The sequence below is a fragment of the Azospirillum sp. UENF 111221 genome, assembly GCF_058780625.1.
The window spans coordinates 281,552-298,695 of sequence record NZ_JBSNCH010000002.1 but is presented as its reverse complement, the minus strand read 5'-3'; the positions used below and the strand labels follow the sequence as shown (position 1 = coordinate 298,695).

The 17,144-nt window shown below is 70.5% G+C and carries 19 protein-coding genes and 1 pseudogene; 10 read left to right on the top strand and 10 right to left on the bottom strand.

The features are described from left to right. The first annotated feature begins 233 nt into the window (after window positions 1-233). Window positions 234-1,661 (top strand): S41 family peptidase, encoded by a 1,428-nt coding sequence (locus ACWPN3_RS05910; protein ID WP_109096432.1) that lies wholly within the window; start codon window positions 234-236, stop codon window positions 1,659-1,661. 12 nt (window positions 1,662-1,673) lie between these two features. Here ACWPN3_RS05910 and ACWPN3_RS05905 read toward each other — a convergent pair whose 3' ends face one another. After that, window positions 1,674-2,438, bottom strand: coding sequence for a 4'-phosphopantetheinyl transferase family protein (locus tag ACWPN3_RS05905; protein ID WP_492243977.1), 765 nt, complete (start codon window positions 2,436-2,438; stop codon window positions 1,674-1,676). 103 nt (window positions 2,439-2,541) lie between these two features. Here ACWPN3_RS05905 and ACWPN3_RS05900 point away from each other — a divergent pair, with 103 nt between their 5' ends. From ACWPN3_RS05900 to ACWPN3_RS05885, 4 genes are all read left to right on the top strand, one after another. After that, a complete protein-coding gene (locus ACWPN3_RS05900; RefSeq protein WP_492243978.1) occupies window positions 2,542-3,522 on the top strand; it encodes a phosphoribosylaminoimidazolesuccinocarboxamide synthase in 981 nt (326 codons plus the stop codon). Between the two features lie 15 nt (window positions 3,523-3,537). Next, the gene (locus tag ACWPN3_RS05895; RefSeq protein ID WP_492243979.1) at window positions 3,538-4,491 is read left to right on the top strand and encodes a D-2-hydroxyacid dehydrogenase family protein; all 954 of its coding nucleotides are present in this window, start codon (window positions 3,538-3,540) and stop codon (window positions 4,489-4,491) included. Window positions 4,492-4,606: 115 nt separating this feature from the next. Beyond that, on the top strand, window positions 4,607-5,284 hold the full coding sequence (locus tag ACWPN3_RS05890; protein ID WP_109452438.1) for a phosphatase PAP2 family protein: 678 nt from the start codon (window positions 4,607-4,609) through the stop codon (window positions 5,282-5,284). A gap of 96 nt (window positions 5,285-5,380) precedes the next feature. Further along, entirely contained in the window at window positions 5,381-5,875 is a 495-nt protein-coding gene (locus ACWPN3_RS05885) for a hypothetical protein (RefSeq protein WP_492243980.1), read from the top strand. A 49-nt stretch (window positions 5,876-5,924) separates the two neighbouring features. Here the strand turns inward: ACWPN3_RS05885 and ACWPN3_RS05880 are convergent, their stop codons facing one another. Genes ACWPN3_RS05880 through exbB form a run of 4 tightly spaced genes read right to left on the bottom strand, consistent with a single transcriptional unit; the run spans window position 5,925 to window position 9,520 of the window. Then, a complete protein-coding gene (locus tag ACWPN3_RS05880; RefSeq protein WP_492243981.1) occupies window positions 5,925-7,196 on the bottom strand; it encodes a PepSY-associated TM helix domain-containing protein in 1,272 nt (423 codons plus the stop codon). 43 nt (window positions 7,197-7,239) lie between these two features. Beyond that, entirely contained in the window at window positions 7,240-8,109 is an 870-nt protein-coding gene (locus tag ACWPN3_RS05875) for an energy transducer TonB (RefSeq protein WP_492243982.1), read from the bottom strand. Further along, entirely contained in the window at window positions 8,106-8,534 is a 429-nt protein-coding gene (exbD, locus tag ACWPN3_RS05870) for a TonB system transport protein ExbD (RefSeq protein ID WP_109096425.1), read from the bottom strand. The genes ACWPN3_RS05875 and exbD overlap by 4 nt, the downstream gene beginning before the upstream one ends. Before the next feature lie 5 nt (window positions 8,535-8,539). Next, window positions 8,540-9,520 carry a tonB-system energizer ExbB gene (exbB, locus tag ACWPN3_RS05865; protein ID WP_492243983.1) on the bottom strand — a complete coding sequence of 327 codons (981 nt, stop codon included), beginning with the start codon at window positions 9,518-9,520 and terminating at the stop codon, window positions 8,540-8,542. 371 nt (window positions 9,521-9,891) lie between these two features. On the opposite strand from exbB, the gene ACWPN3_RS05860 reads away from it, so the two are divergent. The 3 genes from ACWPN3_RS05860 to ACWPN3_RS05850 all read left to right on the top strand — a co-directional run bounded on the left by ACWPN3_RS05860 (window position 9,892) and on the right by ACWPN3_RS05850 (window position 11,452). Further along, window positions 9,892-10,146 (top strand): hypothetical protein, encoded by a 255-nt coding sequence (locus ACWPN3_RS05860; RefSeq protein ID WP_109096424.1) that lies wholly within the window; start codon window positions 9,892-9,894, stop codon window positions 10,144-10,146. A gap of 233 nt (window positions 10,147-10,379) precedes the next feature. Further along, complete coding sequence (locus tag ACWPN3_RS05855) at window positions 10,380-10,994, top strand: SDR family NAD(P)-dependent oxidoreductase (protein ID WP_492243984.1); 615 nt, start codon at window positions 10,380-10,382, stop codon at window positions 10,992-10,994. Further along, the gene (locus ACWPN3_RS05850) at window positions 10,991-11,452 is read left to right on the top strand and encodes a nuclear transport factor 2 family protein (protein ID WP_492243985.1); all 462 of its coding nucleotides are present in this window, start codon (window positions 10,991-10,993) and stop codon (window positions 11,450-11,452) included. Before ACWPN3_RS05855 ends, ACWPN3_RS05850 begins: the two co-directional genes overlap by 4 nt. Here ACWPN3_RS05850 and ACWPN3_RS05845 read toward each other — a convergent pair. From ACWPN3_RS05845 to ACWPN3_RS05825, 5 genes and pseudogenes are all read right to left on the bottom strand, one after another. Continuing rightward, the gene (locus ACWPN3_RS05845) at window positions 11,400-11,942 is read right to left on the bottom strand and encodes a DUF3833 domain-containing protein (RefSeq protein WP_492243986.1); all 543 of its coding nucleotides are present in this window, start codon (window positions 11,940-11,942) and stop codon (window positions 11,400-11,402) included. The two genes, ACWPN3_RS05850 and ACWPN3_RS05845, sit on opposite strands and share 53 nt — an antisense overlap. 16 nt (window positions 11,943-11,958) lie before the next feature. Then, window positions 11,959-13,116, bottom strand: a complete 1,158-nt coding sequence (locus tag ACWPN3_RS05840; protein WP_492261175.1) for a class I SAM-dependent methyltransferase — start codon at window positions 13,114-13,116, stop codon at window positions 11,959-11,961. A 113-nt stretch (window positions 13,117-13,229) separates the two neighbouring features. Then, window positions 13,230-13,799, bottom strand: coding sequence for a DUF1365 domain-containing protein (locus ACWPN3_RS05835; protein ID WP_492261246.1), 570 nt, complete (start codon window positions 13,797-13,799; stop codon window positions 13,230-13,232). A 146-nt stretch (window positions 13,800-13,945) separates the two neighbouring features. Next, window positions 13,946-14,044: pseudogene (locus tag ACWPN3_RS05830) on the bottom strand (DUF1365 family protein); the annotation flags it as partial. Window positions 14,045-14,088: 44 nt separating this feature from the next. Continuing rightward, window positions 14,089-15,495, bottom strand: a complete 1,407-nt coding sequence (locus ACWPN3_RS05825) for an NAD(P)/FAD-dependent oxidoreductase (protein ID WP_492243988.1) — start codon at window positions 15,493-15,495, stop codon at window positions 14,089-14,091. Between the two features lie 222 nt (window positions 15,496-15,717). Here ACWPN3_RS05825 and ACWPN3_RS05820 point away from each other — a divergent pair, with 222 nt between their 5' ends. Together ACWPN3_RS05820 and ACWPN3_RS05815 are read left to right on the top strand one after the other, a co-directional pair. Continuing rightward, window positions 15,718-16,368 (top strand): sigma-70 family RNA polymerase sigma factor, encoded by a 651-nt coding sequence (locus ACWPN3_RS05820; protein WP_492243989.1) that lies wholly within the window; start codon window positions 15,718-15,720, stop codon window positions 16,366-16,368. Further along, window positions 16,365-17,108 carry a ChrR family anti-sigma-E factor gene (locus ACWPN3_RS05815; RefSeq protein WP_109096417.1) on the top strand — a complete coding sequence of 248 codons (744 nt, stop codon included), beginning with the start codon at window positions 16,365-16,367 and terminating at the stop codon, window positions 17,106-17,108. Before ACWPN3_RS05820 ends, ACWPN3_RS05815 begins: the two co-directional genes overlap by 4 nt. The last annotated feature ends 36 nt before the right edge of the window (window positions 17,109-17,144 follow it).

The window sequence follows — 17,144 nt, the reverse complement described above, 5'->3', positions numbered from 1 at the left end:
GTCGTGCGTCCCATCGGGGCGCGCGACATCGCTGTTTGTGCATCCTATGTCAGGACTCCGCTCCATCGTGCGGTTCGGCCGTTCCACCCCCGGCATGCCCTCTTGCCGAAATCGGGTGGACTTTGAGAATGGGCGAACGACGTGCTAGGGTCGGGGCAACCGGCGAAACCCTGGTATAGTGAACGATGCGTGCAAGACCGCCGGCCGGATCGGCCAGTCAAGAGGGTCCAAGGATGGCGAAGCTGCTGGCTGCCCTGCTGCTGATGATGGTGGCGATCGGGCCCGCCTGCGCCGTGGCGCCCACCAGCCGTGCCGACACCGTCGCGGCGCTCGACCGCTACCGCACGGACTTCGCGAAAATCCGCGGCTACGGCTCGCTGTCGACCGCCGACCGCAATTACGTCCTCTTCTCCGACGCCATGCGCCGCGTCCTGACGGAGCATGTGAAGCCCTTCGATCCGCAGGTGCTGATCGACAAGGCGGAAGACGGGCTGAAGAAGAAGAAGGCGGAGAATCCGAAGGCCAGCGACCGGCTGTTGACCGAGGCGGCGCTCGACAGCATGCTGGGCTCGCTCGATCCCTATTCAAGCTTCCTCGACGCCGAGCGCTACCGCTACCTGCGCGAACAGACGCAGGGCGAGTTCGGCGGGCTGGGCATCGAGGTGACGATGGACGAGGAAAGCGGCCTGATCAAAGTCGTCTCCCCCATCGACGGTTCGCCCGCCGCCCGTGCCGGCCTGCGCAGCGGCGACCTGATCGCCCGCATCGACGATGTGGCGGTGAAGGGGCTGAACCTGCACGACGCCGTCGCCCGCATGCGCGGGCCCGTCGGCAGCTCGGTTGCCCTGTCGATCCGCCGCCCGCCGGCGACCGACGCCAACACCCGCGTCTCGCTGACCCGCGCCATCGTCAAGATCCAGCCCGTCCGCTACCGGCTGGAGGGCAACGTCGCCTATGTCCGCATCGCCACCTTCAACCAGTCGACCTCCTCGGCGCTGGATGCGGCGATCGAGGACATGCGCCGGCAATCGAAGGGCCGGCTGACCGGCGCCGTCATCGACCTGCGCAACAACCCCGGCGGCCTGCTGGAGCAGGCGGTGCAGGTGGCCGACCGCTTCCTGGAGACGGTGGACATCGTGTCCGTCCGCGGCCGGGATCCCGAGGAATCCCGCACCTACCGCGGCACCGCCGGCGACCTGATGGCCGGGCTGCCGGTGGTGGTGCTGATCAACAGCGGCTCGGCCTCCGCGTCGGAAATCGTGGCCGGCGCCCTGCAGGACCATCACCGGGCGCTGCTGTTCGGCTCCCGCTCCTACGGCAAGGGCTCGGTGCAGACGATTTCCTCGCTCAGCGTCGACACCGGCATCCGGCTGACCACCGCCCGCTACTACCGCCCGTCGGGCGCGCTGGTGGACTGCTTCGGCGTCTCGCCGAACCTGGAGGTCAAGCCGACCCACGGCAGCACCGAGGAAACCCACCCCGACCCGGCGACCTGCGACCCCAACGCCCCGGTCCCGCCGAAGGCGCAGGTGTGGATGGCGCAGGACATGTGCCCCGACGTGATGGACAAGGCCCCCAAGCCCGACGACGACCGCCCGCTGGAATGCGCCGTCTCCGCCATCCGCAACCGCCTGACCGGCACGCTGGCCGGGGGAGAGTGAGGTAGGGTCTCCCTATCCCGCGAACCCCACATCGATCACCCTGGTCTCCACGGTCCAGCCGGTGCCATGCGCCGCGATGGCGGCGATGGTGCCGGGGAGCACCCGGCGGTCGAACAGGCTCCAGTCCGCCGGCAGGCCGACATCGCCGCGCAGATCCTCGCCGATCTCCAGCAGGGCCGGCGGCGCGTCCGGCCTCACCTCCACCGCGAACCGGTCGAGCGGCATCGACAACCCGACGCCGGCCGCCTTGATGAAGGCCTCCTTCCGCGTCCAGGCCAGCAGGAAGCCCTCGTCCCGCCGCTCCGGCCCCAGCCCTTGCAGCGCTGCGCGCTCGGTGACGTGGAAGAAGCGGTCGGCGATGCCGTCGGCGCTCTCGATCGGACGAAGCCGCTCGATGTCGACGCCGATCCGCCCCTCCGCCGCGACGGCGATGGCAAGGCTGTCCTCGCTGTCGCTGAGGTTGAAGGCCGGGCCGCCGGGCAGCGACGGCTTGCCGTGCGTCCCATAGTCGAAGACCAGCCCCGCCGGATCGCGGCCGGTGCAGCGCCCCAGCAGCAGCCGCAGCAGTCCGCGGCGCAGGATGAAGCGGTCGGTCAACCGCTCCATCAGGAAGCGGTCGGCGCGTTCCACCTCGTCGGCGGACAGCAGGGCGCGCATCGCCGCCTTCTGTCCGGACAGCCGGGTGAGATCGGCGAACCAGACGCGGACGACTCCGGGCGTCAGGACATAGTCGCCGGCAAGCTCAGGATCCGGCATTTCGATGGTCCCGTCATGCATCGGACAGCGATCCTCCCTCCTAAATTAGCGTCCTGGCTCCGGCAGGGGTTTCGGGTATCATGCGCGCCTCTCGCATCCGCCCCTGCATCCGGACCAGGATCCCATGGTTGACACCGCCCTGCTCGCCCCGCACCTGACCAACGTTCTTCGCGACGCCTTCATCCCGGAGCTGCCCAATCATTACCGCGGCAAGGTGCGTGAAAACTACGACCTTCCGGACGGCAGGCGCATCCTCATCACCACCGACCGTCTGTCGGCCTTCGACCGCGCCCTGACCGCCATCCCGTTCAAGGGGCAGGTGCTGACCCAGACCGCCCGCTTCTGGTTCGAGGCGACGAAGGACATCTGCGCCAACCATGTGCTGGAATACCCGGACCCCAACGTGGTGGTGGCGAAGCGGCTGACCATCATGCCGGTCGAGGTCGTGGTCCGCGACTATATGGCCGGCACCACCGGCACCTCGATCTGGTCGATGTACAAGCAGGGCCGGCGCGAGATGTACGGCCACATCTTCCCCGACGGGCTGCGCCAGAACCAGAAGCTCGGCACCCCGATCATCACGCCGACCACCAAGGCCTTCGACGCCGGCCATGACGAGGAGCTGACGGCGACCGAGATCGTCGAGCGCAACCTGCTGACCCGCGCCCAGTGGGACGAGGTGTCGGACAAGGCGCTGGCCCTGTTCGCCCGCGGCCAGAAGATGGCGGCCGAGCGCGGCCTGATCCTGGTCGACACCAAGTACGAGTTCGGCTTCGACGCCGACGGCAACATCCTGCTGGCCGACGAGATCCACACCCCCGACAGCTCGCGCTACTGGTTCGCCGGCAGCTATCAGGAGCGGTTCGAGGCCGGCGAGAAGCCGGAGAGCTTCGACAAGGACTTTGTCCGCAACTGGGTCGTCGCCCGCTGCGATCCCTACACCCAGGACGTTCCGGAGATCCCCGCCGACGTGGTTCTGGAGGCCGCCCGCGTCTACATCGAAGCCGGCGAGACCATCACCGGCCGCCCGTTCGAGGTGCCGGCGACCGCCGTCCCGGTGCTGGACCGCATCCGCGCCAATCTGGCGCCCTACTTCACCAAGTAAAGGGGGACGGGCTCCATGCGCATCGCCATCCTCGACGACTATCAGGAGGTCGCCCGCGACCTCGCCGACTGGTCGCAGCTTCCGGCGGGAAGCAGCCTGACGGTGTTCGAAAAGCCGCTCGGCGATGAGAACGCGGCGGCTGTGGCGCTGGAGCCCTTCGACGTTCTGGTGATCATGCGGGAACGCACGCCGTTCCCGGCCTCCCTGATCGGGCGGCTGCCGAACCTCAGGCTGCTGATCACCACCGGCGCCCGCAACAACGCCATCGACCTGAAGGCCTGCGCCGCCCGCGGCATCCCGGTCAGCGGCACCCGCATGGTCGGCGCGCCGACGGCGGAACTGACCTGGGGCCTGATCCTGGCGCTGGCCAAGCGCATCCCGGCCGAAGAGCAGGCGCTGCGCGAGGGCCGCTGGCAGACCGGCCTGACCAGCGATCTCGGCGGCAAGCGGCTGGGTCTGGTCGGGCTGGGCAAGCTCGGCAGCAAGGTCGCCAGGGTCGGCCAAGCCTTCGGCATGGAGGTGGTGGCCTGGAGCCCCAACCTGACCGACGAACGCGCCGCCGAGGCCGGGGTGACCCGTGTGGAGAAGCGCGCGCTGTTCGCCACCTCCGACGTGGTCAGCGTCCATCTGGTGCTGAGCGAGCGCACCCGCGGCGTGGTCGGGGCCGAAGAGATCGGCGCGATGAAGCCGACCGCGCTGTTCGTCAACACCTCGCGCGCCGGGCTGGTGGACGAGGTGGCGCTCACCCATGCGCTCCGCCATGGCCATATCGGCGGCGCTGGCATCGACGTTTTCCCCATCGAGCCTCTGCCGAAAGACAGCCTTTGGCTTGACCTTCCCAACACCGTGCTGACGCCCCATCTCGGCTACGTGACGCGGGAGAATTATGCGGTGTTCTACCGCGACGCCCTGGAGGACATCCTGGCCTGGACGGCCGGCTCACCGGTGCGGCTTCTCTCTCCCGCCTGAACGGCAACCGGGATGGAGGGTGCGGGTGAACCGGAACGAAGCGGTCGGAGGCGGCGGTAGAAACGGGTTCGGCAAAAACGGGTTCTGGGCGAATCTGAGCCGGCACCGGCTGGGCATGCTCGTCAGCCTCTCGGTGATCGCCGGCCTGCTGTTCGGCTTCGTCGAACTGGCCGGCGAGGTGATGGAGGGCGAAACCACCGCCTTCGACAAGCGCATCCTGATGGCGCTGCGCGATCCGCTGAACCCCGACCAGCCCGGCGGCCCCTGGTGGCTGGCCCGGGTGGCGCGCGATATCACCTCGCTCGGCAGCACCACCATCCTCGCCATCCTGACCGTCGCCACGCTGGGTTTCCTGCTGCTGCTGCACAAGCGGGCGGCGGCCCTGCTGGTCCTGGTGTCGGTCGGCGGCGGCGGAATGCTCAGCACCGTGCTGAAGATGCTGTTCGACCGCGCCCGCCCCGATCTGGTGCCGCATGGCGACGAGGTGATCTCCGCCAGCTTCCCCAGCGGCCATGCCATGCAGTCGGCCGTCGTCTACCTGACGCTGGGCGCCCTGCTGACCCAGTTCGTCGAGGGCCGGCGCACCAAGGCCTATCTGCTGACCTGGGCGATGGTGCTGACCCTCATCATCGGGTCGAGCCGCGTCTATCTCGGCGTCCACTGGCCGACCGACGTGCTGGCGGGCTGGAGCGTCGGCGCCGCCTGGGCGGCCTTCTGCTGGATGATCGCCGAGTGGCTCCAGCGACGCGGAGCGGTGGAGCAGGACCGGCCGGAAGCCACCGCCGGGCGCTGATCCGGGTGCGCCGCACAAAAGGTTAACAAGCGGGTTGAATAAGCTCGCTTGCCGACCGATAGTGTCGGCCCTAACCCTTTTGGATCGGGCCGCACCATGCCCCAGGGCACTCTCGACCGCGAAACCCTCGAAGCCGTCGGCGTCCTCGCCCGCGCGGTGGAGCGCGAGCGGGTGCCCGGCGTCCTGGAATGCCGCCTGCTCGCCAACGCCCTGAAGCGGACGCTGGACAGCGGCCGGGAGAACGAGCTGACCGAGGCGTCGCGCGTGTTCCGCACGCTCGACGCCGAGTTGCGCGACCGCATCGTCGCCCGCGCCCGGGTGGAGGCGCAGCAGGCCCGCGTCCAGGCGAAGACGGCGGAGACCGCAGGCATCGATACCAGCCGTGATGTGGTGACGCAGGAGATCCCGGCATTGCCGGCCCGGATCGTTGCCGAACCGAAGGGCCGCGCCGGCACCAACTTCCTGGCGGCCCTGAACGGCCTGCGCCCGGCCGCCACCGCCGGCAGCCGCGGTGCCGCACGCGACCGCCTGCGTGCCGCCGTCGACTCCCAACGGCGGGTGGGCAAGCGGATGGAACCGACTTTGGATTGAGGGGCGGGGTTGAAGGGCGGACGGGCGCCGTCAGCGGGCGCCCCTCCCCTTACTCCGCGGCCGCCAGCGCTGCCACGCGCTCGGCGTTCTTGGCCCGGCGGGCCTTGCGCTTCAGCCACCACATCAGCGTGCCGGTGACGGCGAACAGCGGCGGCAGGATGCCGGACAGGAAGACCGCCCATTTCCACAGCGGCCCCAGCCCCTCGCCGGCATGCAGCGGGCGCTGCCACGCGATGACCGTCTCGCCGGCACTGTAGCCTGCCGGGTCGCGGATCTCGGCCACCTGCGCGGTCCAGGGATCGACGAACACCGTGGCGATGGGGGCGCCATGGGCCTGCCCGACCGGGGCGAGACCGATCCGGTACGCCTGATCCGGCCGCGCCGGCGGCGAGACGGAGCGCAGGGCCGCTCCCGGCATCGCGTCCTGCGCCAGGGCGACCGCGCGGTCGACGTCGATGGGGGTGGCGCCCTTCACCGGCTGGACCGTCACCGCGGCACGCAGGTCGCGGGCCGGCAGAAACGACGACACGCCGGCCCCCAGCGTCTGCGGGAAGGCGAGATAGACGCCGGAGAAGCTGACGATCACAAAGACCAGCAGCGACCAGATGCCGACCGCGCCGTGCAGGTCGCGGTGCAGGCGGACGCCGCGGGCGCCGGACTTGACGGTGAAGGCGGCCTTCCAGCGGCCCGGCCGCGGCCACCACAGAACGAGGCCGCTGACGCCCAGCACCAGCATCGCCACGCCCAGCCAGCCGACCAGTTCGCGGCCGCTGCGGTCGCGGATCAGCAGGTTGCCGTGCAGCATGTGGACCGTGCGCAGGAAGCCGCCGGACGCCTGCGCCGGGTTGGAACCGCCGCTCACCGCCAGCGACATCGGATCGATGCTGAGCATGCCGACCGGTCCCCCCTGCGGCGCCGGAGCGCCCTGGGGAGTGCCTTGCGGAGCACCCTGCGGCCTCTCCCCGCCCCGTTCGCCGCCCCTGTCACCGCCGCGCGCGGCGACGAGACGCACCGTGGCCGGGCGGCCCGGCTCTTCGGGCAGGACCAGGAAGCCCGGTTGCGTCCCGGCCGGTGCCGCGGCGCGGGCGGCGGCCAGGATGGCGGACACCGGCTGCATCAGCCCGTCGGCCGGCGCCCCGGACACTTCGCGGGCCGGCACGTCGCCGGCCAGGCTGCGCAGCTCCTCGTCCACCACCAGGATGGAGCCGGTGATGCCGAGGACGACCAGCGGCAGGCAGAGGACCAGACCGACCCACAGATGGATGTTCTGAAGCGTGCGATACCACAGGCGCTGGCTGCGCGGCTTGCTGGCGTTGGCCATGGAATGGGCTCTGACGGGAGGAGGCGGTTGGACGGGCAGCGGGTCAGCGGATGAAGAACTGGACCGGAACCACCAGCTCGATGCGGTCCTTCGCCATCTCCTCCGGCGGGGCCGGCAGTGGGGAGGCGCGGCGGACCATCTCCACCGTCTCCTCGTCCAGCGAGCTGACGCCGGAACTGCGGTCGAGCTGGACCGACAGGACGTTGCCCTCGCGGTCGATGGTGAAGCGGACCTGGGCGACACCTTCCTGCCGGCGGGCCTGGGCGGCGCGCGGGTAGCGCTTGTGCCGCTCCAGATGGCTCAGCAGCCGGCCCTGCCAGCTCGGCACCGCCCGGCTGGGCGCGGCCGACGGCGCCGGGGCCGCCGGGGCGGGCGCCTGGGCCGGTGCAGGCGGTGCAGCCACCGGGGCGGGCTGCACCGGCTGGACGACCGGACGCGGCGGCTTCGGCTTCTCCGGCTTGGGTTTTTCCGGTTGGGGCTTGGGCGCCTCCTTCTTCACCTCGGGCTTGGGCTTCGGCGGGTCGGGCGGCGGCTTGGGCAGCAAGACCTCCGGCTCGACCACGGGGGGCGGCTCGGGCGGCGGGGGCGGTTCCTCGACGACCGGTTCGGGCTCGGGTTCGGGCGGCGGCGGTTCGATCACCGGCTCCGGCATCGGTTCCGGCAAGGGGATATCGATGGCCGGCGTCGGTTCCGGCGGGGCCACCGGCAGCGGGGCGAGTTCCAGCAGCACGGCCGGCGGTTCGGCGTCGGACGGCATGATCGGCACATGCCAGGCGACCATCGCCACACCGGCCGCGGCATGGACGCCCAGCGCAACCATCAGGCTGCCGCCCCAGCGGAAGGCTCCCCGCCCCGGCCGTTCCCCGTCGCCAGCGGACCAGTCGGCGGGACCATGGTCGAAGGCCGCACTCATGGCGTCGGCGCCGATTCCAGCCCGACGAGGCCGATCTTCAGGTAGCCGGCGCCGCGCAGGCTGTTCATCACCTCGGTCAGGGCGCCGTAATCGACGGTCTTGTCGGCACGCAGGAAGACGCGCTGCGTCTTGTCGCCGTTGGTGGCGGCGTCCAGCGCCGCACCCAGCGCTTCCTTCGTCGTCGCGGTTTCGCCCAGCGACAGCGTCTTGTCGGCCTGGATGGTCAGGAACAGCGGCTTGTCCGGCCGCGGCGTCGGTGTCGCGGTGGAAGCGGGCAGATCAACCGGCACATCCACCGTCGCCAGCGGTGCCGCGACCATGAAGATGATCAGCAGGACGAGGACGACGTCGATGAAGGGCGTGACGTTGATCTCATGGGTTTCGGTCAGATCGTCTTCGTTGCCGGAGCCGAGGCGCGCACCCATCGCCGTTACTCCGCCGCACGGGAATTGCCGTGGGCCGGAACGGCATGGCCCGCCACGGCGTGGCCCTGCACCGCATGGGAGCGCGGCAGGGCATGGCGGTCGATGTCGCGGCTCAGCAGGCGCAGCACGGCAGCCGACGCGTCGGTCAGCTGCGCCTTGTGCCCGCCGATGGCGCGGCTGCAGGCGTTGTAGACCACCACCGCCGGGATGGCGGCGACGAGGCCGATGGCGGTCGCCAGCAGCGCCTCGGCGATGCCCGGGGCGACGACGGCGAGGTTGGTGGTCTGCGCCTTGGAGATGCCGATGAAGCTGGTCATGATGCCCCACACCGTGCCGAACAGCCCGATGAAGGGGCCGGTCGAGCCGATGGTGGCGAGGATGCCGGTGCCGCGCGCCATGCGCCGGCCGGCCGCCGCCTCGATCCGCTCCAGCCGCGAGGCGGCGCGGTCCATCAGCCCGTCACGCGACGGCGCATCGGCCGACATGTGGGTCTCCGCCAGCACCGCGCGGACCAGCGCGCCGGCGGTGCCCTGGCTGAAGCCGACCCGCTCCGCCGCCTGCGACAGCGACCGCGCCTCCTCCAGCATCTCCAGCGCCGCCCGCGCCTTGCGCTTGGCCGAGGTGACTTCCGCGGTCTTGGCGATGGCGATGGTCCAGGTGACAACCGAGGCGAGCGCCAGACCGACCATCACCGCCTGCACCACCGGGCTGGCCGTCACGAACATGCCCCAGGGCGACAGGTCGTGCGGCAGCGACGCCAGCGCCGCCGCGGCGTCCGGCACGCCCTGCGCCGCTCCCTGGGCCGCCCCCTGAGTTACCGTTGATGCCGCCCCTTGCGCCACACCCTGAACCACCCCCGGCCCGACCGCCGGCACGGCGGCGGCGGGCGCGGCAGCCTCCTGCGCCCGGACGGCGCCGGCCATCAGCGCCCCGGCGCCGGCAAGGGCGGCGGCCAGGACAGGACGGTGGCGAAACGATGTCGGCATGGCGGTCCAACTCCCACTCGGCGCGTGCCCCGCACGCGCACTGCAAAAAACCCGATGGCGCTCCGGAGCAATGGACCCGAAGCAGATACCCCACCGCGGTTATAGTGCGAATGAGTTGCACTCGCACTGAAAATCGACCGCGCCCAGCGGGGATTTAGTCGTTTTTTGTGGGAATTCGCCATCGTCGGACCATGCTTTTGTTGGCCTGGCGAACCATTCCGAAGCCACTGATGGCGGCCGCGACCGCTGAGTGCGAATAAGTCTCACTACCATTGTTCCGACCCGCTGTCGCGAAGAATCTCGACGCACCGCAACCTTCCGGCGCTCCCGCCGGTTGAACCGCCCATGGAACAGCGCCAGGGAGACGGCCGATGACCCGGGTTTCGGTGGTGGAGGAGAGGGGCAGCTTCCGTCTGGTGGCCGGCGACGGCCGCTTCGCGGTGGTGGAGGCGCGGGCGGGACAGGTGTTCGGCCTGCCGGACGATTCCGGCGGCGGCCGCGACGGTGCCGCGGACACGCCCGACGGCATGGCCTCGGTCGCCCATTGGACCGGAGAGGAGGAGGCCCGCGCCCTGATGCGCGACCTGTCGGAGCGCGGCGACCGGCTGGCCCGCCAACTCCGGTGATCCAGCGCAGCCTTGGGTGCGTACCGCGACGGCTAAACCGCGCGGAGCGCACGCCATGGACGGTACGGGCAGTGACATGAGCAACGGCACGGACGGGAGTTCGCAGGGCGTCACCTGGATCACCGGGGCCGGCAGCGGCATCGGCCGCGCGCTGGCGATCCACCTCGCCAATGCCGGGGCGCGGGTGGCGCTGTCCGCCCGCACCGTCGAGGATCTCGACGACGGCCATCCAGATGGTCCCCGACCGGATGCGCATGTTCCCGCTGGACGTGACCGACCGCAAGGCGACCGCGGCCACCGTCGCCGCCATCGAAAGCTGGATGGGGCCCATCGACCGGGCGGTGCTGAATGCCGGCACCCACAGCCCGATGTCGCTGGAGGATTTCTCCGCCGACACCGCCCGCCGGTTGATGGAGGTCAACTATATGGGTGTCGTCCATGGGCTGGAGGCGCTGCTGCCGCGAATGCGGGCGCGTGGGCGCGGACAGCTGGCGGTGGTGGCCTCGGTCGCCGGCTACCGCGGCCTGCCGACGGCGGCGGCCTACGGCCCGACCAAGGCGGCGCTGATCAACCTGTGCGAATCGCTGAAGCCCGACTGCGACCGTGCCGGGATCAGGCTTCAGCTGATCTGCCCCGGCTTCGTCGACACGCCGCTGACCGCCCGCAACAGCTTCCGCATGCCGGACCTGATGCCGGTCGAGGATGCGGCACGGGAACTCGCCGACGGGTTGGATGGCGACCGGTTCGAGATCGCCTTTCCCCGTCGCTTCACCCGCAAGCTGAAGCTGGCGCGCTGCCTGCCCTATCGGCTTTACTTCCCCCTGGTGCGCAAGGCGACGGGAGCATGACGGACGACGCCAGAAGCCAGGGGCTGGACGCCTGGGCCGACTTCTTCGAGCATCTGAGCCTCGACACGCTCGACCGGCTTGCCGCGCTGACGGTGCCGGAGGTGCGGTTCCGCGATCCCTTCAACGACGCCCGCGGGCGCGATGCGGTGCGCGCGGTGCTGGTCCACACGCTGAACGGCTGCCGCGACCTGCGCTTCACCGTCACCCACCGGCTGTATGCCGCCGATCTGGCGATCCTGCGCTGGCGGTTCGAGGCGACGGTGACCGGCATCGGCCGCATGGACGTCATCGGCACCAGCGAGGTGCGGCAGGCCTCCGACGGTCGGGTGGCCGAGCACATCGACCATTGGGACTCCGGCGAGAATGTCTATCTGCGCCTGCCGCTGCTGGGCGCGCCGCTGCGCCTCATTCGGCAGCGGCTGGGGGGACGGAAGCCTGGCGCGTCTCCGCCGGACTGACGGCGCCGGGCCGCCCCAACCGGCCTTCCGGCAGGAAGAACAGGCTGACCGTGCCGATCCACAGGCCCCAGCGATAGACGTTCGCGCGGTTGATCAGCGCATCGCCCGGCTGCAGCCACATCCAGTCGTCGAAGCGCACGCGCCAGCGGTCGTTGCCAACCTTCAGCGCCATCTCGTAGGTCCAGTTCAGCGCATTGCCGGCCGACCGCCCCACCGCCGTACCGATCACGTCGTCGGCCAGCCCCTCGTAATGGCCCTCAGCCGTCCTGGCGATGCGCCAGACCCGGCGCTCGGTCTCGCCGTCGGCATAGAGGAAGCGTTCGTCCAGCACCAGTTCCCGCCCATCCCACTCCCCGTCGATGGCAACGGTGAAGCTGCGGCGCAGGGTGCCGAAGCGGTCCTCGAACACCCCCCAGGCATGGGTGCGACCGGCGAAATACTGCTCGATCCGCAGTTCGGGCACGTTGGCGGCGAAATCCTCGATCTTCATCGCAAGGGTCCCCCGCTCACGGCCTGCGGAAACGCCAGAGCCCGACATCGATGGTTCCGGCGCGGAACCCGGCCTCGCAATAGGCGAGGTAGTAATCCCACAGCCGGCGGAACCGTTCGTCGAAGCCCAGCGCCGCCACCTGCTGCCCGGCCTCCAGGAAGCGCCGCCGCCACTCCGCGCAGGTCCGGGCATAGGAATCGCCGAAGGTCTCGACATGCTCCACCACCAGCCCGGCCCGCGCCGCTTCGGCCCGCAGGGCCGACGGGCAGGGCAGCAGACCACCGGGGAAGATGTGGCGCTGGATGAAATCGCAGTTGCGGCGGTAGGACGGGAAACGCGCGTCGTCGATGGTGATCGCCTGAACCACCGCCGCTCCGCCGGACACCAGCCGGTCGCGCAGCGTGGCGAAGTAGCGCGGCCAATGCTCCTCCCCCACCGCCTCGATCATCTCGATGGAAACGATGCGGTCGAAGCCGCCACCGGCATCCCGGTAATCCATCAGCCGCAGATCGACCCGGTCCGCCAGCCCGGCGCCCTCCATGCGGCCGCGGGCGAAGGCGAGCTGCTCCGCCGACAGGGTCAAGCCGGTGACCGAGGCGCCGAAACGGCCGGCCAGATGCTCCGCCATGCCGCCCCAGCCGCAGCCGATCTCCAGCACCCGGTCGCCGGGACGCAGTTGCAACAGCTCGGCGACGCGGGCGATCTTGGCGTCCTGCGCGTCCTCCAGGCTCTGGCCCTCCCGCCCGTAGAGGGCGGAGGAGTAGGTCATGCCGGGGTCGAGCCACAGCCGGTAGAAGTCGTTGCCCAAATCGTAATGGAAGGCGATGTTGCGGCGGCTGCCGCGGCGGGAATTGGCATGGCTGCGGTGGAAGAGGCGGTTGGCCAGCGCCGGCGCCAGGGTGCCCTTCAGCACATTTCTCTTTGACGCGCCGCCCAACTCCCCTTCGTTGCGGATCGCCAATTCGATCAGCGCCGGCAGGTCGCCGGTGCGCCACAGCCCGTCGCCGTAGGCCTCCGCCATGCCGATGCCGCCGCCCAGCAGCAGACGCCGCGCCGCCGTCCCATCCAGCAGGGTCAGGTCGGCCCGCGGCCCCTGGGCCGGATCGCCGACGCACATCGTCCGCCCGTCGGGCAGGCGCAGGGTCAGCTCGCCCCGGCGGATGCGGCCGGCCATCCTCGCCAGGGCGCCAGTCCACAAATCCCGTCCGGTCAACAGCCGCAGCCATCGGGGCTGCCGTCGGATCCCGCCCGCAGCGATGTCGGTTGCGATATCGGTAACAACGTCGGTCATGGGCGGAAAGCCTTCTCGGAAACGGTCAGGATGGCGCTGTTCACGATGGTGACGGGATGGGCGGGGGCCGGCGGGCGCGGGCGGATCGCCAGCCCCTTGCGCCACAGATGCAGCGCCTCCCAATGGATGCCGGCCACCACCTTGGCGGTCATCAGCGGATGGCGGGCCCAGGCGCGCAGGATGGCGCCGTCGGTCAGCTCCACCCGCCGGGCGGTCAGCGCGGCGTGCAGCACCGGACCCTCGGCATCGGTCTGGCGGATCGACACCGCCATCGGCTCCCCCGCCAGCCCGCCGGGCGGGCGGATGCGGAAGTGATAGGCGGTCTCCATCTCCATGAAGGGCGAGACGTAGAAGCCCTTGTCGCAGCGCTGGCGCACCAGCCCGTCCGGTCCGGCCGCGGCCGGGATCAGATAGGCGTGGCGCTGCCCGAAGGTGTTGGACACCTCGTGGATGATGGCGGCGAGCGACCCGTCGCGGCGATGGCAGAACCAGACACTGAGCGGGTTGAAGACGAAGCCCAGCATCCGCGGGAAGCAGAGCAGCCGGACCGGCCCTCCCCCCTCGATCCCGGCGGCGGCGAGCTGGCCCTCGGCCCAGCCCTTGAGGTCCTTAATCTCCCTCTCCCCGGGGGGAGAGGGGATTCATCACCCAACGGGCCGAAATCCTCATCATTAAAACCGAGCAGTCCGAAACGATTGTGGGCGAACAGCCGCAACTCACGGTCCAGCCGGGGAAGCTCGTCCAGATCGGCCAGCAGGCTGAACACCCGATAGGACAGCCGGTGCCGCACCGGTTTCACCCGGTGGTGCATCACGTTGCCGACATAGAGGCCGGAGGCGAAGGGCAGCCCCTCCATCACACCGCCTCCAGCGCGGCGGCACGCGGGCCCGGTACCGGCGCCGGTCCGACATGGATGCGGCCGGACTGGTTCGGCACCGTCCAGGGCCGGGACAGGCCGCCCAGGGCCTCCGCCACCGCAAGCCCGGCCTGTGCGCCGTCCTCGTGGAAGCCGGCGCCGAAATAGGAGCCGGCGAACCAGGTCCGCCGCTGACCTTGCAAACTCCACAGCTGTTTCTGCGCCGCCAGTGCCTCCATCCCGAAGATGGGATGGTCGTAGAGGACGCTGCGCAGGATGCTGCCCTCGCGCGGCGGGCGCAGCGGGTTCAGCGTGACGAACAGGTCGCGCTCCCGGGGCAGGAAGCCTTGCAGGCGGTTCATCCAGTAGCTGACGCAAACCGCGTCCGTCCCCTGACCATCGTCCCTCCGCTCGGCCAGATAATTCCAGCTCGACCACACCGCCCGGCGCTTCGGCATCAGAGAGGCGTCGCTGTGCAGGATGGCAAGGTTGCGCTCATAGCCGAAGGCACCCAGCAGCCGGCGCTCCTCCTCGCCGGCATCCTCCAGCAGGGCCAGCGCCTGATCGGCATGGGTGGCGATCACCGCATGGTCGTGGGCGCGCACCGCACCGCGGCGGTCGCGCACCAGCACACGGCCCCCCTCGCGGCCCCCCTCGCGGACGATGCCCTCCACCGCACAGTTCAGGCGCAGGGCGCCGGGCATGTCGGCCAGGATGCGCTCCACATAGCTGCGGCTGCCGCCCTCCACCGTGCGCCAGACCGGGCGGCCCTTGATCTTCAGCAGGCCGTGATTGTCGCAGAAGCGGATGAAGGCGGCGGCGGGATGGTCGCGCATCGACTGGGCCGGGGTCGACCAGATCGCGGCGGCCATGGGCAGCAGATGGTCGCGGACGAAGGCATCGGAATAGCCGCCGCGGTCCAGCACATCGCCCAGCGTCAGCGTCTCCGCCGCCGGGCCCTGCTGCAACTCCGCCAGCAGCCCCGGCGCCTCGCGGTAGAAGCGCAGCAGGTCGGACAGCATCCGCCAGAAGCGCGGGCGCAGCAGGTTGCGCTTCTGCGCGAACAGGGTGGCGAGGGAACTGCCGGCATATTCCACCCGCCCGCCGTCCAGCGAGGCGGAAAAGCTCATGTCCGTCGCCCGCGTCGCCACGCCCAGATGGTCGAACAGCGCCACCAGATTGGGATAGCAGGGCTCGTTGTAGACGATGAAGCCGGTGTCGACCGGACCGGCGCCATCCGCCTCGACCGTGTTGGCGTGGCCGCCCGGCCGGTCCTCCTTCTCGTAGAGGGTGACGCGGTGCGACTTCGACAGCAGCCACGCCGCCGACAGTCCGGCGATGCCGGAGCCGATGACGGCGATGTCGAGCGGGACCGGCGGGCTGGTCTCGGACGGAGAATGCGGCATGGGGCGGTCCTCTTTGGGGGACTTGGCGGTAACCGGCCAGGGTTTCGACGATATCCGGGGCCGCACTCTATCCGAATTGGGTAGGCTCGGCGTGTGATCGGGATACGGTGGACGGGCGCGGATGGATCATCGCGACGCTCGCGCTTTCCCGCCGCCCGGCCGAACGGAAAAAAGACAAGGGGCGGCAGTGATCCGAAGCGCAGGCGTCGGCGTAACTCCAGCATGATCGCCCCCCTCGCCACTCTTCTGACGCACGCCGCCGGAGCGGACCGGGCCAGGCCGGACCGGGCAAAAGCCGGGCTGGCGGCACGCGGCTGCGACGATCCGGCGGCAGCCCGGCTGTCCGCCGATCTGGTCGCGGTGGCCGCAGGTGACCGTCAGGCCTTCGCCCGGCTGTTCGCCCATTTCGCCCCACGGGTGAAGGCCTACATGCTGAAGCTGGGGATGCCGGCGCAGCGGGCGGAGGATCTGGCGCAGGACACCATGCTCTCGGTTTGGCGCAAGGCCCAGCTCTACGATCCGTCGAAGGCGGAGGCGGCCACCTGGGTCTTCACCATCGCGCGCAACCTGCGCATCGACGTGCTGCGCCGGGAACGGCATCCGGAGGTGTCCGACGACGAGTTGCTGGAGCATGAGGACGACCGCCCACCCGCCGACGAGCTGCTGGACGGCGACCGCCGCGCCCGCCGCCTGCGCGGTGCGTTGGCGGCGCTGACGCCGGAGCAGGCTGAGGTGGTTCGGCTGTCCTTCTTCGCCGACCTTGCCCATCCGGCCATCGCCGAACGGCTGGACGTGCCGCTGGGCACAGTGAAATCGCGCCTGCGTCTGGCCATGGCCAAGATCCGCAAGGCGTTGGGAGACGACGACCGATGACCGCCCACCACCCCGATGCCGCCCTGGCCCTGCTGCCGAACCACCATCCCAGCGATGCGTTGCTGGTGGCCTATGGCGCCGGCAGCCTGGGAGAGGGGCTGTCGCTGGCCGTGGCGGTCCATCTCGCCCATTGCCCCGACTGCCGCGCCACCCTGGCGGAGGTGGAGGCGCTGGGCGGCGCCCTGCTGGAGGATTTGCCGCCGGCTCCGCTGGAAAGCCTGTCGCTGGCCGCCACCCTGGACCGCCTGGACCGGGAGGAGGCGCCGGCCAACCCCTGCAAGGCCCTGCGCCTCAAGCCGTCCTTGGGCAAGCCGTCGCTGGGCAAGCCGAAAGCCGGCTCCGCGCCGCAACCGGCGATGGGGCTGCCCCGTCCGCTGCGCGCTTATGTCCCATCCCTGGACAGCCTGTCCTGGCAGCGTCTGGCCCCCGGCGTGCGGCGAGTGGAACTGCTGCCGCGCACGGCGTCCGGCGGCGCGGCGCAGCTTCTGCGCATCGCGCCGGGAACCGCCCTGCCCCACCACGGCCATGGCGGGCTGGAGCTGACCGTGGTTCTCAGCGGCCATTTCGCCGACGAACTCGGCCGCTACGGCCCCGGCGATCTGGCGGAGGTCGATGGCGACACCAACCACCAGCCCATCGCCGACAGCCACCGCGACTGCATCTGCCTGATCGCGACCGACGCGCCGCTGCGCTTCACCGGCCTGATGGGCCGGCTGATGCAGCCCTTCATCGGGCTTTAGGGGGCGGGCTTTAGGGGGCGGGCTGTAGGGGCGGGC